Raw genomic sequence first — 15,548 nt, 5'->3', positions numbered from 1 at the left:
GCATGACTGAGAACACTCGGCGGCCGTTCATCGCGCGCACCGTACGGATGCTGTCGCCGCTCATCATCGTGGGTTGGCTGACTGTCACCTTGATCTTGACGCTGGCATCGGTCGGCGGGGACTGGTCGGCCGCGATCCCTTCACTCGAGCGGGTCGCGGAGAAGAACGCGGTGTCCCTGATGCCCAAGGACGCGCCCTCGGCGCAGGCGATGAAACGCATCGGTCACAACTTCGGGGAATCCGACTCGGACAGCTCCGCGATGATCGTGCTCGAAGGACAGGAACCTCTGGGCGATGAGGCGCATCGCTACTACAGCGAGTTGATCCGTGCGCTGAGAAGCGATCCGAAGCATGTCGAGCACGTGCAGGATCTGTGGGGCGATCGCCTGACCGCGTCGAGTGTGACAAGCCCCGACGGCAAGGCCACCTATGTCCAGCTGAACCTCGCGGGCGACCAGGGCACACCGCAGGGTGACGAATCGGTGGCCGCCGTGCGCGACATCGTCGGCCGGTCGTCTCCGCCGCCGGGCGTGGAAGTTTTCGTAACCGGCGCTGCACCACTGGCTTCCGATATGCAGCACAGCGGAAACCGGTCGATTCTGAAGATCACCGCGGTAACCGTCGTGATCATCTTCATCCTGCTCTTCATGGTCTATCGGTCGGTCGTCACGGTGATCCTGCTGCTCATCATGGTGGGCATCGAGTTGGCGGCGGCCCGGGCCATAGTCGCCTTTCTGGGCGCCAACGAAGTCTTCGTGCTCTCCACGTTCGCCGTGAACATGCTCGTATTCCTCGCCATTGCGGCCGGAACCGACTACGGCATCTTCTTTTTCGGCCGATATCAGGAGGCGCGTCAGGCCGGCGAGGACCGGGAGCAGGCGTACTACAGCATGTATCGCGGGGTCACGCCGGTGGTGCTGGCCTCCGGTCTGACGATCGCCGGAGCGATCTTGTGCCTGACCTTCACCCGGCTGCCGTACTTCGAGACCATGGGGATCCCGTGCGCCATCGGTATGGCCGCGGCGGTCGCGGTCGCGGTCACACTGGTGCCGGCCGGGATCGCCCTCGCCAGTCGGTTCGGATTGCTGGAACCCAAACGCACATTGCGGGTTCGGCGATGGCGTGGCATCGGTACCGCGGTCGTCCGGTGGCCGCTGCCGATCCTGATCGCGTCGCTGGCGGCAGCATTCGTCGGCCTCCTCGCGCTGCCCGGGTACTCGACGAGCTACAACGACCGGCGTTACATTCCCGGGGACATCCCGGCGAATATGGGCTTCGCCGCCGCCGAACGCCACTTCTCCCAGTCGCGGATGACACCGGAGGTCCTCATGGTCGAGACCGACCGTGACCTCCGGAACCCGGCGGACTTCATCGTGCTGAACCGATTGGCCAAGGCAATCTTCAAGGTGCGCGGCATTTCTCGGGTTCAGGGGATCACCCGGCCCGAGGGCACCCCGATCGACCACACCTCCATCCCGTTCATGCTCAGCCTGCAGAGCGCGGGCCAGGTCCAAGCCACGGAGTTCCAGAAGGCACGGATCGACGACATGGTCAGGCAGGCTGCCGACATGCAGGTGATGATCGACACGATGCAGCACACGTACAACGTGATGCAAAAGATGGCCGCCACCACGCACAACATGGTCCAGCGGACGCACGAAGTCTACGAAGTCGCTCGAGACCTCCGCGGCAGTATCGCCATCTTCGACGATATGTTCCGGCCGATCCGCAATTACTTCTATTGGGAGCCACACTGTTTCGACATCCCGATCTGTTGGTCACTGAGGTCGATCTTCGACGCCATGGACGGTGTGGACAAGCTCGACGACAGTTTGCAGGTCATGGTCGAGAACATGGACGAGCTGGACTCGATCATGCCGAAGCTGCTGGTCCAGTTCCCGAAGATGATCGCGATCATGAAGACCATGCGTGTGAGCACCTTGACGATGCACACCACCATGTCGGGGCTGATGGCTCAGATGGACGAGACGAGCAAGGACGCCGCCGTCATGGGGCAGACCTTCGACGCCGCGAAAAACGATGATTCATTCTTTCTTCCGCCGGAAGTGTTCCAGAACCCGGACTTTCAGAAGGCGATGAAATCGTTCCTGTCTCCCGACGGACGATCGGTGCGGTTCATCATTTCCCACAACGGCGACCCGCAGTCACCGGAGGGCATCCAGCGCGTCGAGCAGATCCGGACGGCGGCGGAGGAGGCACTGAAGGGCACCCCGCTGGCGAGCGGCAAGATCTATATCGCCGGCGCCGCGGCGACCGCGAAGGACTGGCAGGACGGCTCCAAGTACGACCTGTGGATCGCCGGGATCGCGGCGATCTGCCTGGTTTTCCTCATCATGCTGTTCATCACCCGAAGTTTCATCGCAGCCATGGTCATCGTCGGGACGGTGGTGCTGTCGCTGGGGGCGTCGTTCGGGCTCTCGGTGTTGCTCTGGCAGTACATCCTTGGTATCCATCTGCACTGGATGGTGCTGGCGATGTCGGTGATCATCTTGCTGGCGGTGGGATCGGACTACAACCTTCTACTCGTGTCGCGGATCAAAGAGGAGATCGCAGCCGGCATCAATACCGGCATCATCCGGGCGATGGGCGGCACCGGCAAGGTTGTCACCACCGCGGGCATCGTGTTCGCATGCACCATGGCGGCGATGGCGGTCAGCGATCTGCAGATCATCGGCCAGATCGGTACGACCATCGGCCTCGGCTTGTTGTTCGACACCATGATCGTGCGGTCCTTCATGACCCCGTCGATCGCTGCCCTGCTGGGGCGCTGGTTCTGGTGGCCGCAGCGGGTGCGTCAGCGTCCGGCCAGTGCCATGCTGCGGCCGCATGGGCCACGTCCCGCGGTCCGCTCACTGCTGGGCCAGGAGCTCCCCGGAGACACGGTGACGCAGCCGATCAGGACGTCTGACTAGCGACTGTCTGCCGGATCGTCGGCAGGACGGCAGCTGTTGTCTGAAGGTGTTGCGCAGAAATGAGATTGGGCGCCGGCTGATGGCCGGCGCCCAATCATCTGCTGTGCCTGGTCAGTACTTGACGCAGCTGGTCAGCATCTGTTTGAACACGGGTAGGGCTTGGTCTGCGCCCTGGTTGTTCTTGATCTGATTCAGCAGATTCACCCGCTCGTCCTTCGGGGAGCTCAGGAACACCCGAAGGAACTGCAGGTTGGGCGGCGACTGGTCGAGGTACTGCGCGGCCATCGGGTTCTCGGCGTGCACCGCCGCGATCGCCTGATCGTAGGTGCAGGGCGAGTCGACCAACGGCCCGAGATCAGGCTCGGCCGACGAGAGACCGGCTCCCGCACTGAGCAGCAGGCCGGCGCCGGCCACGGCGACCGCGAGCCTGGCAAGTGGAAGTTTCTTCATTGTTTCCCCTCCTGGTGACTGTGGCTCAAACTCGGGCAGTCAGGCGACGACCCGGGGCCGTGCGGCCTCGTCGAGGTATTTACCACTAACTCATCAATACCAAACTTTATGCCGGACGCCCACCTCGAATTTCCGGTTTTGCTTCCGCGGTGTTACAGCCCATTCAGGGGCGGTATTGGGACAATATTTCCCGAGAATATGGACGTTCGCGTCTTTCCCAGCGCAGCCACCGTCGAAGAGTTCTCCATATGGTTGCTGGGGTAAGGAAGAAAATTTCACAACCGATCCAAGGTGTTGCCTCCGCAACGGCCGCCGATGAGGGAGTGGGCCGCCATCAGATGGGTGGAGAGCAACAGGTGGCCTGCTCGACACTGCCCGCGGGGTTCGCGCCCGTGCCCGAGAACTGGCGGAAATCAGCAGGTTAAATCCGATCTCCGTCGCCAGAAGGGCGCTCACCGGAAGTGGGCGCGCGACGGGTGATCCGGGGATGGCAAACGGTCGAAGGGCACCTGCCACGACGGTGGCCACTTGTGATCCCGATCGGGTCGCGGGTCAGCCAATAAACGCGAATTCTCGGTGTCATCGAATTGCTGACGGTGGCTGTTCGGGGCACGCATTTTGCAGTCGAGTTAAATAAAGCGAATCTCACCGAGAAGCCTTGTATTCAACATCGAAGCCGGGCTAACCTCTGTGCCGCAGTGGCTTTCAGGTTTGGTCGGATACGTGCGGTCGGGAAGATGGGAACGGGGGACCATGATGGTCGGTGCTGCGCTGGAATTGCCGAAGTTGTTGCTCGAGTTAAGTAATTCGTTCACGCCCTCGGTATTGACCTCGGAGGCATTTTCGTGATCGCGCCGGACGAGCCCACGCAGGAATCCGGCCGTCCGGTGGTGCTGTTCGTGCTCGGCATGGGACGGTCGGGGACATCGGCATTGACCCGGGTTCTCTCGCTGTGCGGCGCTGCCCTGCCCGGCGGGATGATGGGAGCCGACAGCGGAAATGAGCGTGGCTATTGGGAGCCTCGGGCCGGGCTCTATCTCAACGAGAAATTCCTGTACCGCCACGGCAGCAGCTACTTCGACCCGACTCTGCGTCTCCAGGAAGAAGGCGGGCTGAGTTCCGAAGAGGCCGCGGCTTTTACTGCGAAGATCCGGGACTACCTCCAGACGTTGCCCGCTGCTCGGGTAGTGGTGGTCAAGGTGCTGCACATCTCGGTGCTGGCGCGAATGTGGTTCGACGCGGCCCACCAGGCCGGATATGACATCGCGGCGGTGCTGGCCGTGCGTGATCCGCAGGAAGTGATCGGATCGCTGGCCAAGCTCATGGATGCCTCCCCACAGCTGACGAGCGCCCTGTGGCTGAAGTACAACTTGTTGGCCGAGCGTGAGACCCGTGGACTGCCCAGGGTATTCGTCGACTACTCGAACTTCCTCGACGACTGGACCCACGAGATCAAACGCATCTCCCACACTCTCGCAGTGGGCCTGGATACCGGCGACCGGGCCGCGGTGGAGAGGTTCCTGGCGAAAGATATGCGTCACCAACGCCAGCGGGGCCCGATCGTCGAACCCTTCGGGACGGATTGGTTGTCGGTGGCCTACAGGGCCCTGGCATCTGCGGCACGCGACGAGCCGTGGGACGAATCCTCCCTGGACCGTGTCTTCGAGGGATTCCGGGCCAGTGAGCACGGGTTCCGCACGGCCATAGAGGATTTCCAGGGCCAGTTCAACCGCCGGTACCGGTTCTCACGGGCCTTCATCAAGCCGTTGTTCGAAGGCGCCGCCCTCGTACACAGGCGCCGGGGAACCTGGGCTTGAACCGCCTCTACTTGCGCCGAAGCAGTTCCAGCAGGTAGTCGCCATACCCGGACTTGGGGAGTTCCTTGGCGCGGGCGGCCAGCTGATCGTCGTCGATGAACCCTGCCCGCCAAGCGATCTCCTCGGGCACACCGATTTTCAGCCCCTGGCGGCGTTCGATGGTGCGAACGAAATCGCTGGCGTCCAGAAGGGAGTCGAAGGTGCCGGTATCAAGCCAGGCCGTCCCGCGAGCCAGCACCTCCACCGACAGCTGCCCCTGGTTCAGATAGATCTGGTTGATCTCGGTGATCTCGTATTCGCCACGCGCCGACTTGCGCAGAGACCGGGCCATCTCGATGACGTCATTGTCATAGAAATACAAACCGGGAACCGCATAGTGAGATTTTGGCGTGGCAGGCTTCTCCTCGAGCGACAGGGCGATGCCACCCTCGCCGAACTCGACCACGCCATAGGCGGACGGATTGGCCACCCAATACGCGAAAATCGCTCCACCGCTGACATTCTGGAATCGGCTCAGGCTGGTGCCGAGGCCCGGACCGTAGAAGACATTGTCGCCGAGGGCCAGCGCCACTGTGTCGGTGCCGATGTGCTGGGCTCCGATCTTGAAGGCCTGCGCGAGTCCTTCGGGTTCGGGCTGGACGGCGTACGTCAGGCTCACCCCGAACGCCGAGCCGTCGCCCAGCAGCCGCTCGAACGCCGACACATCGGCCGGTGTGGTGATCACCAGGATGTCGCGAATACCGGCCATGATCAACGTGGACAGCGGGTAATAGACGAGAGGTTTGTCGTATACCGGAAGCAACTGCTTGCTCACGCCCATCGTGATCGGATGCAGTCGTGTGCCGGAACCACCGGCGAGAATAATTCCACGCATGCGTGCCCCTACACCTCGAAAACCAAGGATTCGTTGAGATCGGTTGCTGCGAGGACGTTTTCTGGATTGTCATCGGGCAACACACGCGCCACCTTATCGCGCCCGCGCAGCAATCGCGACGAAATGGTTTGCGATGAACCCGGACTGCCGCGGAATGCCGATGACGTCGTGGTGACGCAGCGGGGCGCGGCGCAGGTCGCCCCAACCGTCAGCCCGAATCCAGGGGAATGCGCACCCGCGGCAAAGTGGCATAGGCGACCGCGCGGGTGACGACCCGCCGAATTTGCCAGTGCGAATACCGCCGGGGAAATATCCCGCGCCACAGCGCATGATTCAGATGCTTGTCGATTAGCGAAATTTGTCATCCGAATCGACATTTTCTCGGGCCACTATCCTAAAAGCTGTTGACGGCGTGGACTATTCGGCGGTGAAGCCGCCAATCGCCATGTGCGTCTACTAGTGTCCAACCGGTGGGGGTCGCAGCACTGTCATGAGAATCGCACTGTCGAGCTATGGAACGCGTGGGGACATCGAGCCCTCCCTGGCGGTGGGACGCGAGCTGCTGCGCCGGGGGCACGAAGTACGGATGGCGGTGCCCCCGGACCTGGTGGGTTTTGTCGAGGCGGCAGGGCTGCCGGCGGTCGGCTACGGGTTGGAGGTGGAGCCGCAGCTCGACGGCTATCGCGACTTGTGGACCACATGGGCGCGACACTTCTGGCGGGTTCAGGATCTGGTGGTGCTGTGCCGGGAGGCCCTCAAGATGGTCACCGAGCAGTGGGCTGAACTGAGCCGGACCCTCACGGCGTTCGCCGACGGCGCCGACGTGCTGACCACCGCCGTGGGATACGAGCAGCCGGCGGCCAACGTCGCCGAGTACTACGGGATTCCCTTGGTCGCATTGCACACCATGCCGTGGCGGCCCAACGGCCGGCTGTTTCCGGTCGTGCCGCCTCCGGTGAGCCGCACCGCCATGACGGCCTACGACTGGCTGGCCTGGCGGCTGACCAAGCACCACGAGGATGCGCAGCGGCGTGAACTCGGTCTACCGAGGACGACTGGCCCGTCGCCGCGACGGATGGCCGAGCGCGGTGCGTTGGAGATCCAGGCATATGACGAGGTGTGCGTTCCCGGGCTGGCGGCCGAGTGGTCGAAGCTGAATGGACGACGTCCGTTCGTCGGCGCACTCACGATGGAGTTGTCCACTCGTGCCGATGACGAGGTGACTGCGTGGATGGCTGCCGGGCCGGCGCCGATCTGCTTCGCATTCGGCAGCATTCCCGTTGAGTCTCCGGCGGATACGGTGGCGATGATCAGCGCTGCCTGTGCCGAACTCGGGCAGCGGGGGCTGATCTGCGCCGGCGGCACCGATCTGACCGACATCCCGGTGTCCGACCACGTGAGGGTCGTCGGCGTGGTGAACTATGCGGACGTCTTTCGGCTCAGTAGAGCCGTCGTGCATCATGGCGGCTCGGGCACGACAGCCGCGAGCCTGCGCGCCGGCGTTCCCACCCTCATTCTCTGGTCGGTGGGTGACCAGCCGGTGTGGGGCAATCAGCTCAAGAGACTGAAAGTCGGCACCGCACGGCGATTTTCGACAACCACGGGCGAATCATTGGTAGCGGATCTGCGCCGCATCCTATCGCCGGAATATGCGGTCAGGGCGCGCGACCTGGCAGGACGGATGACCTCACCGTCCGAGAGCGTCGCAAAAGCCGCGGATCTCCTCGAGCGCATCGCCGGAGCGTGACGCCCGGAAGTGTCGCCGATCTCGGCGGGCCGCCGGCGGCGAACAGCTAACTCCTCCCATTCGGAATTGACTGCCGCAGGCGTCAATTAATCCGAATGCCGTCGCGGCCCTGCTCTGCCCGCTTCGAGCATTTGCGGTGAACATCATCGAGCCGATTCCGGCGTGGAGTCAACGGTCTTGCTCGCCGTCCCGGTGGGCCAAAGACGCTGGCTCGCGGCACGTTGAGGACAAGGTTCGATGTCGAGTTCGGGCAGGGTTTTCTTTGCCAGCGTGGCCGTAGCCGGGCATCCCCCCACATTGTGGGCGGGAATCCCGAAGCGATCGAATTCGCGTCTTTTGCATTACCTCGACGAACTGTTCATCGATTTGCCAAAGTGCCAGATTTCCAAGGACATTGGTCCTATCTGAAATGCACTGGAGAGGCTGTCGGGAGGCTAGGCTCATGGCCTGACCAGCAACCGAGTAAGGGGGCAGTTTTTTGACCGTGACGGATCACGACACCCGATCTGCATACCTGGACCTGCTCCGCCAGGACCTCACCAGATACGGCGTCGACGAATTGGTGCCGGTCGGCTGGAACTGGTTGCATCGCCCAGTTTTCAAGATCGGCAATCTGATGCTTGTCCGCAAGCGGCCCTTCGATCGCCACAAACGCGATCTGGGTCTGGATTGGCCGGCGGAAGCGCTGACGATGATCGGCATGACGCGGCTGACGAGTTTGCAGCACTGCGTCGAGACGGTGATCGCCGAGGACATCCCCGGTGATCTGGTCGAATGCGGGGTCTGGCGCGGTGGCGCCTCGATCCTGATGCGTGCGGTCCTCGCGGCGTACGGCGATGAGAGTCGTTCGGTGTGGCTTGCCGATTCGTTCGAAGGTGTGCCGCCGCCGGATGCCGCCAACTACAAGGCGGACAAAGGGGACAGGCTGCATCTGGCGGCGCCCATCCTGGCGGTGTCGGAGAAGGACGTCAAGGCGAACTTCGCACGCTATGGGTTGCTGGATGACAAGGTTCGCATCATTCCCGGCTGGTTCAAGGACACCTTGCACGATGCGCCGATCGAACGCATCGCGGTGTTGAGGCTCGATGGCGACCTCTACGAATCCACGATCCAGGCGCTCGACGGCCTCTACTCGCGGCTCACTCCGGGTGGCTTCTGCATCATCGACGACTATCACGCGATCGAAGGGTGCCGGAAGGCGGTGACGGATTATCGTGCGAGGCACGGAATCTCTGCCGAGATAGTCGACATCGACGGCACCGGGGTGCTCTGGCGCAAGGAATGAGCCCATCGCACCTGAAAGGCAGGGATTCGCAATGAAACTTGTCCTGGCCGCCTATGGAACACGCGGAGATCTCGAACCCTCGGTCGCTGCCGGCCGCGAGCTGATGCGCAGAGGGCATGACGTGCGGATGGCCGTTCCGCCCGATCTGGTCGGCTTCGCCGAGAGCGCGGGTCTGGTCGCGGTTCCATACGGGTTGGACACCCAGGCCTGGCTGGGCGTGTACCGCGACTTCTGGACGTGCTTCTTCCACCGGTTCTGGCGGGTCGGCGAGCTCAGACGGTTGTGGCGCGAGATGTGGGATCTCAGCGATCGCTCGTGGACCCAGATGAGCACAGCGCTGACGTCCCTGGCCGCGGGCGCCGATCTACTGTTCGCCGGTCAGAGCTATCAGGAGCCGGCGGCCAATGTGGCCGAATATCACGACATTCCGTTCGCCACCCTGCACAACACCCCGGTGCGGGTCAACGGCAAGTTGCTCTCGAGGTTGCCGGGACCGGTGGCGCGTGCCGCGATGTGGGCCTACGACTGGTTGGGCTGGCGGCTGAACAAGAAGGTCGAGGACGCCCAGCGTCGTGAGCTGGGGCTGCCCAGGGCGACGGGGCCGGTGTCAGGGCGTATCGCCGCCCGCGGAGCGCTCGAAGTCCAGGCCTACGACGAAGTGTGTTTCCCGGGTTTGGCCGAGGAGTGGGCACAGTGGCGTAGCGAACGCCCGTTCGTGGGCACGTTGACCATGGAGCTGGCGACCGAAGCGGACCAGGAGATCGCATCGTGGGTCGCGGAGGGAACACCGCCGATCTGCTTCGGTTTCGGCAGTATGCCGGTTGAATCACCATCTGCGACTGTCGAAATGATCGCATCGGCATGCGCTGAGCTCGGGCAGCGAGCTTTGGTGTGTTCCGGATGGAGCGACTACAGCGACGTGCCGCAGTACGACCACGTGAAGGTCGTGGGGGCGGTCAACTACGCCGCGGTCTTTCCGGCCTGCCGTGCGGCCGTTCACCACGGCGGGGCGGGAACGCTGGCGGCCAGCCTGCGCGCGGGGGTACCCACCTTGGTGCTGTGGATCGACGGCGTGCAGCCGGTGTGGGCATCCCGCGTCAAACTGCTGAATGTTGGTGCAGTGCGGAGCTTCTCCAGCACCACCCGGGAGACATTGGTCGCGGATCTGGGTAAGGTCCTCGACCCCGCGTGCGCTGCCCGTGCGCGCGGCGTCGCCGCCCGGATGGTCCCGGCCGCCGAGAGCGTGGCGCGGACCGCCGACCTGATCGAGAGCTATGCACGTCAGAGGTGTTCGGCCTGAGCTCGACCACCGCCGATGCGAACTGTCAACCAGATAGTTCCCTGAACATACTGTGAGTCACCATGTTTGAAGCATCCGAGTTCAGAGGCGCCGGGACGCGCAGTCGCCGGTGCCGTTACCGCTCCTGCCAGGGTGGTGCCCATGCCTGAGCGGCTCAAACTCAGCACGCGGGCGTGGCTGAAGGCAGTACGCGCCGAATACTGGCTGGCGCGCAACCTGTTGCCCGAGGTCTATAGCAACGACGCGTTGATCTGTTTCAACAGCTACGCGTTCATGGATGATCCGGAGTTTCAGCGGGCATATGACCGGGGCGCGCGCGCACTAGGAGACATGGACTGGTACCAGTGGCACTGGCGGGTGCACGTAGGTTTGTGGGCCGCCGGCAATGCCAGCAAGATCGAGGGCGACTTCGTCGAGTGTGGCGTCAGCTACGGGTTCCTGAGCAGCGCGGTGATGGAGCATCTCGACTGGGATCAGCTCGGGAAGACGTTCTATCTGCTCGACACCTTCGCCGGACTCGACCCGCGGTTCGTCACCGCTGAGGAGCGGGAGGCCGGCGCCCTGGAGAAGAGCGAAGAGCTCGTCCGTAACGGAATGTACGGCAGTTCGGTGGACGGTGTCCGGGCCAACTTCTCCCAATGGCGCAACCAACGTATCGTCGTCGGTGCGGTGCCCGAAACCCTCGAACAGGTCGACTCGGACGCGGTGGCCTTCCTGCATCTCGACATGAACTGTGCCCCACCTGAAGTGGCGGCGCTTCGGCACTTCTGGCCGAGGCTGGCCCCGGGTGCCTTCGTCCTGCTGGACGACTACGCCAACCGTGGGCGCGATGAGCAGCGGATCGCCATGGACGAGGTGGCCGATGAGCTGGGCGCCCCAATCTGTTCCCTACCCACCGGTCAGGGATTGCTGATCAAGCCGCCACGGCGGACAGATCGGCGCGACGAGCCGGGCGGCACCCCCGCCAAGGTGACCCGAGGCATCGGCGATGGGCAGACACCGGTCGCACGCGCGGTGAACAAGTGGCCGCTCAAGTTCAGGATCGCATGGGCCGCGCTGCGCACGGCGTACTGGATCCCGCGCAAGGTCTTGCCCGACGTGTACTCCGACGATGCTCTTATCTGCTTCAACAGCCATGCGTTCATGGAGGATCCAGCATTCCGGCGAGCCTACCAACGCGGTGTGCTCGCGCTGGGCGGAAAGGACATCCACCATTGGCACTGGCGGGTGCACGTCGGACTGTGGGCGGCCGCCACCGCGAGCGCCATCGAGGGCGATTTCGTCGAGTGCGGCGTCAGTCACGGCTTCCTGAGCAGTGCGGTGATGGAGTACCTGGACTGGGATCGGCTGGGGAAGATGTTCTATCTGCTGGACACCTTCGCCGGAATGGACCCGCGCTTCGTCACCGCGGGCGAGCGCGAAGCCGGCGCGCTGATCAAGAACCAGGCGGCACTGGACTTCGGCATCTACGGCAGTTCGGTGGACAGCGTCCGGGCCAACTTCTCCCAGTGGCGCAACCAACGCATCGTCGTCGGCGCGGTGCCCGAGACGCTAGAGCAGGTCGAGGCGAAGTCGATCGCCTTCCTCCACATCGACATGAACTGTGCTCCACCAGAAGTCGCGACGCTTCGGTACTTCTGGCCACGGTTGTCCCCCGGGGCCCTGGTGCTGCTCGACGATTACGCCAATCGCGGGCGGGACGATCAGCGGATCGCCATGGACAAAGTGGCGCATGAACTGGGAGTGCAGATATGCGCCCTGCCCACCGGCCAGGGCCTCCTCGTCAAGCCGCCGGAGCAGTTCAGGTCATCATCCGTGTCGGCAGAACACGCGGAATCCAGCCGCCCCGGCTGAGTTCTGGTGCCGTCAGCGTGTGCTTCGGCGGACGGCCTGCTCGTACAGGTCAGCAGCTTTGACGACACTGTCGCCGGAGCTGGTCATCTGCGCGGCGATTGCTCGGGCCCGGGCCGCGTAGCCCGGGCCCAGGATGTGGCGCAGGTCCGCCTCCAACGTTTCGCGGCTGGCACCCGAGATGCGCCGTGCGGTACCGACTTTCAAGCGTTTGATCTGGTTTCCCCAGTACGGCTGATCGGCCGAGCTCCAGAGGATCAGCGTGGGCACCCCGGCCCGGAGACTGGCAGCAGTGGTTCCGGAGCCGCCGTGGTGCACGACAGCCCGGCAGGCGCCGAACACTTCGGCGTAGTTCACCGGCCCGACCACCTTCACATGCCCGGGTACGGGGATGTCGCCGAAGTCGGTGCCGCCCGCGCAGATCAACGCCCGCTCACCGAGGTTGGCGCAGGCAGAGCCGATCATCTCGATCGTCGACGCGGGCGATTCAACCGGGATGCTGCCGGTGGCGAAGCAGATCGGCGGGGTTCCAGCCGCGATCCAGGACGCGACGGCGTCGTCGGCGTCTGTTGCGAGCCCCATTGTCAGTGCTCCGACAAAAGGCCTGCGGCCGTTCAACTTCGCCCATTCGGCCGCCAGCCCGGGAACACTGACCGCATCGTAGGCCTGGATCTCCAGCGCCCCGTGTTCTGCCATGCGCGTCGGTGAGGGCGCCGAGGCTGCGGACAGGCCGAGGTAGCGGCGCTGCACATCTTCTGCCTTCTTGGTAGATCGCCACATCAGCCACTCGGACACCGCACTTGCCGAACGGACCAGGGATGAGGGCAGTGCGGGAATCAACTGGCCGTTCGGTCGCATCGGGAAGTGGTGCAGCGCGACCAATGGGATGCCGTAGTACTCAGCGACATTGGCCGCCGGCTGCTCATAGTTCAGCCCCGTGGACAGCAGGTCCGCCCCTCGGGCCAGTTGCGTCAGCGTGGCGCTCGTCTCCTGCCAATGGCGAGCTATGGGTGCCCAGAGCTCGCGCAGGGAGCCGATCGGATTGCGTGGCAACCGAGTCCAAAAGTCGCGCAGGAAGTCCTCCTGCAGAAAGTCCGCCAATTCGGGCCCGTAGGAAACAGTTTCGAGTCCGGCCGTTTGCACGAACTCGACCAGGTCCGGAGGCACTGCCAGCGAGACGTCGTGGCCCCTGCGCAGAAGTTCGCGCCCGACGCTGACCGAGGGCTCGACGTCACCGCGAGTTCCGTAGCATGCCAGCGCAAATCTCATGCCGCCCTAGCCTTTCACTTGATATCTCGCGTAGTTGACCTTACCGCCCTTTGAGTTTGGGATAGTTAGCTTATGGACCTCAAAGATCGCGTTCGTGAGTCTCGTGACCGGATGATCAAGAATCAGAACGAGAAGCTCGCGCAGTATGTGCAAAAGTTCATCTACCCGTACGCCACCCGCAAGCTAGAGGCCGAGGACGTGGTGTTCCTCAACTACGGATACGAAGAAGATCCGGCCATGGGCGTGCCGCTCTCGGACTCAGATGAACGCAACCGCTACTTCATCCAGCTATATCACGCCACCGCAACGCAAGTGGATATCCAGGGGAAACGGGTGCTCGAGGTCGGTTGTGGCCACGGTGGCGGTGCCTCGTACCTGACGCGGACGTTGCATCCGGCGACCTACACCGGACTGGACCTGAACCCGTCGGCAATCGCCTTTTGCCAAAAGCGGCACAAATTAAAGGATCTCGACTTCGTCGAAGGTACTGCGGAAGATCTTCCCTTTGCCGACAGCACCTTCGATGCGCTGATCAATGTTGAATCCTCGCATCTGTACCCGCAGTTCGAGAGATTCCTCACCGAGGTCAGCCGCGTCCTGCGGCCGGGCGGGTACTTCCTCTACACGGATGCCCGTCTCATTGGTGACATTCCAGCCTGGGAAGACGCTCTCGCGGAGGCACCGTTGCGGATGGTGTCGCAGCGGACTATCAGCGCCGACGTCGTCCGAGGCATGGAGAAGAGCATGCACCAGTGGCAGTACGTGATCGACCAGGTCGCACCACGGCCCCTGCGTGGTCTCACGCGCCGCTTCTCGCCGGCACGCAAGGCATGCGAAAGCCTGCGTCCGGGGGGGACTTCCGAGTATCGGATGTACTGCTTCCAGAACTCTGAAGTTCCGTCGAATCATGGTGCGTAGCCCTGTAATTAGCGAGCCATCCGCACGTCAGCCCTGGCCGTTCACGGGTTCTGGACTTTGCTCGCAGGTATGGTGAGTGCATGAGTCTGCTCGAGTCGATCGAACGGGGCCTGGATTGGCTGGCGACGCCCAAGCGCTTGCCCGGTCACCTCGAGATGGAGACGCAGCGTGGAAAGCGCCTCGAACTCGAAGTTGTCTCGCTGGCCATCCGAATGCCGGTCGGCGGGGGCGTCAAGCTGAAGCTGCCGGTGTTCGTCATGGTCGTGCCGGCCGGATCGTCGGCGCTTCAGTCGTCCCAGGATCCCACCGAACAGGGCGATCAGTAGCCCTCGCCGTATTGCCATAGCTGCGCTGCCTGTCGCAGATCGCGGGCCGGGCACGTCGCCGGCTTCTGCGCGCTCGCCCGCTCGCCCCGCCCTGGCACGGATGGCAATCGCACACCGCCCCCAGCCCCCGCCCCGTGGGCTGGGGGATCTTCGCGGTCATCGAGTTTCAGTTAACCACTGTCAGCGCCGCTGCCATTATCGATTCAATATGTGGCGACTGATTATCGGTCTGCGTTGCAATCCTCGATTATTTGCTGTGATTGCTATTGTGGGGATAATTCGGGTTTCGGGGTTGGTTGCCGGTCGGTGAGACCACACAAAATTCACAATCTGACTGAATACGCAATAGCGTGACGCTTTCGTCAAAAGATCATGACCTCACGAAAGCACATGATGTTGAAAGTGCAGTTAACTGATTAGCGGACCTAGTCATAGTTCGCTGATGGGGGTTGTCGGATCGACTTGTATGAAACCGGGAACTGGGCGATGCGGGCTCCCGTATGTTTGCGATATCTTTGCGAAGTCACCGACCAGCCTGGAGAAACGTGAGTAATAACCCGTTCGACGACGACAGCGGCAGCTTCTATGTCTTGATCAATGACGAGGAGCAGCACAGCATGTGGCCGAGCTTTGCCGAAGTGCCCGCAGGGTGGCGGACGGTCTATGGCGAAGCGAACCGATCTGACTGCTTGGAGTTCATTGAGCAGAATTGGACGGATATCCGACCCAAGAGCCTGCGTGAGCGGTTGGCGCGCGACGGGTCTATTCAGCGCTAAAT

12 protein-coding genes and 1 pseudogene are annotated in these 15,548 nt (G+C 63.1%); 10 read left to right on the top strand and 3 right to left on the bottom strand.

Annotated features, from left to right (window positions below):
• Positions 1–2 precede the first annotated feature (2 nt).
• Positions 3–2,933 carry an RND family transporter gene (locus ACNQVK_RS34755; RefSeq protein ID WP_418033381.1) on the top strand — a complete coding sequence of 977 codons (2,931 nt, stop codon included), beginning with the start codon at positions 3–5 and terminating at the stop codon, positions 2,931–2,933.
• 111 nt (positions 2,934–3,044) lie between these two features.
• Here the strand turns inward: ACNQVK_RS34755 and ACNQVK_RS34750 are convergent, their stop codons facing one another.
• Positions 3,045–3,383 (bottom strand): hemophore-related protein, encoded by a 339-nt coding sequence (locus ACNQVK_RS34750; RefSeq protein ID WP_090423941.1) that lies wholly within the window; start codon positions 3,381–3,383, stop codon positions 3,045–3,047.
• Positions 3,384–4,231: 848 nt separating this feature from the next.
• On the opposite strand from ACNQVK_RS34750, the gene ACNQVK_RS34745 reads away from it, so the two are divergent.
• Positions 4,232–5,200 carry a sulfotransferase family protein gene (locus tag ACNQVK_RS34745; RefSeq protein ID WP_418034521.1) on the top strand — a complete coding sequence of 323 codons (969 nt, stop codon included), beginning with the start codon at positions 4,232–4,234 and terminating at the stop codon, positions 5,198–5,200.
• Between the two features lie 7 nt (positions 5,201–5,207).
• Here ACNQVK_RS34745 and rfbA read toward each other — a convergent pair whose 3' ends face one another.
• Positions 5,208–6,074: a glucose-1-phosphate thymidylyltransferase RfbA gene (rfbA, locus tag ACNQVK_RS34740; RefSeq protein WP_418033379.1), complete on the bottom strand. Its 867-nt coding sequence runs from the start codon at positions 6,072–6,074 to the stop codon at positions 5,208–5,210.
• 490 nt (positions 6,075–6,564) lie between these two features.
• Here rfbA and ACNQVK_RS34735 point away from each other — a divergent pair, with 490 nt between their 5' ends.
• The 5 genes and pseudogenes from ACNQVK_RS34735 (at position 6,565) to ACNQVK_RS34715 (ending at position 12,260) form a co-directional block, all read left to right on the top strand.
• Positions 6,565–7,821 (top strand): glycosyltransferase, encoded by a 1,257-nt coding sequence (locus tag ACNQVK_RS34735; RefSeq protein ID WP_418033377.1) that lies wholly within the window; start codon positions 6,565–6,567, stop codon positions 7,819–7,821.
• A gap of 484 nt (positions 7,822–8,305) precedes the next feature.
• Positions 8,306–9,106, top strand: coding sequence for a TylF/MycF/NovP-related O-methyltransferase (locus ACNQVK_RS34730; RefSeq protein ID WP_418033375.1), 801 nt, complete (start codon positions 8,306–8,308; stop codon positions 9,104–9,106).
• Between the two features lie 31 nt (positions 9,107–9,137).
• Positions 9,138–10,406, top strand: coding sequence for a glycosyltransferase (locus ACNQVK_RS34725; protein WP_418033374.1), 1,269 nt, complete (start codon positions 9,138–9,140; stop codon positions 10,404–10,406).
• Between the two features lie 141 nt (positions 10,407–10,547).
• Positions 10,548–11,333: pseudogene (locus tag ACNQVK_RS34720) on the top strand (TylF/MycF/NovP-related O-methyltransferase); the annotation flags it as partial.
• A 162-nt stretch (positions 11,334–11,495) separates the two neighbouring features.
• On the top strand, positions 11,496–12,260 hold the full coding sequence (locus ACNQVK_RS34715) for a TylF/MycF/NovP-related O-methyltransferase (RefSeq protein ID WP_418034519.1): 765 nt from the start codon (positions 11,496–11,498) through the stop codon (positions 12,258–12,260).
• Positions 12,261–12,272: 12 nt separating this feature from the next.
• Here ACNQVK_RS34715 and ACNQVK_RS34710 read toward each other — a convergent pair whose 3' ends face one another.
• On the bottom strand, positions 12,273–13,526 hold the full coding sequence (locus ACNQVK_RS34710; RefSeq protein ID WP_418033372.1) for a glycosyltransferase: 1,254 nt from the start codon (positions 13,524–13,526) through the stop codon (positions 12,273–12,275).
• Positions 13,527–13,637: 111 nt separating this feature from the next.
• On the opposite strand from ACNQVK_RS34710, the gene mtf2 reads away from it, so the two are divergent.
• From mtf2 to ACNQVK_RS34695, 3 genes are all read left to right on the top strand, one after another.
• Positions 13,638–14,444, top strand: a complete 807-nt coding sequence (gene mtf2, locus ACNQVK_RS34705) for a fatty-acid O-methyltransferase Mtf2 (protein ID WP_418034517.1) — start codon at positions 13,638–13,640, stop codon at positions 14,442–14,444.
• A gap of 80 nt (positions 14,445–14,524) precedes the next feature.
• A complete protein-coding gene (locus ACNQVK_RS34700; RefSeq protein ID WP_418033370.1) occupies positions 14,525–14,770 on the top strand; it encodes a hypothetical protein in 246 nt (81 codons plus the stop codon).
• A gap of 545 nt (positions 14,771–15,315) precedes the next feature.
• A complete protein-coding gene (locus ACNQVK_RS34695) occupies positions 15,316–15,546 on the top strand; it encodes an MbtH family protein (protein ID WP_418033368.1) in 231 nt (76 codons plus the stop codon).
• Positions 15,547–15,548 lie beyond the last annotated feature (2 nt).

It is taken from the genome of Mycobacterium sp. 134, from assembly GCF_048282715.1.
Taxonomy (GTDB): Bacteria; Actinomycetota; Actinomycetes; order Mycobacteriales; family Mycobacteriaceae; genus Mycobacterium; species Mycobacterium septicum.
Note: the sequence above shows the minus strand (reverse complement) of the source record. Positions and strands in the feature narration are given on the sequence as shown.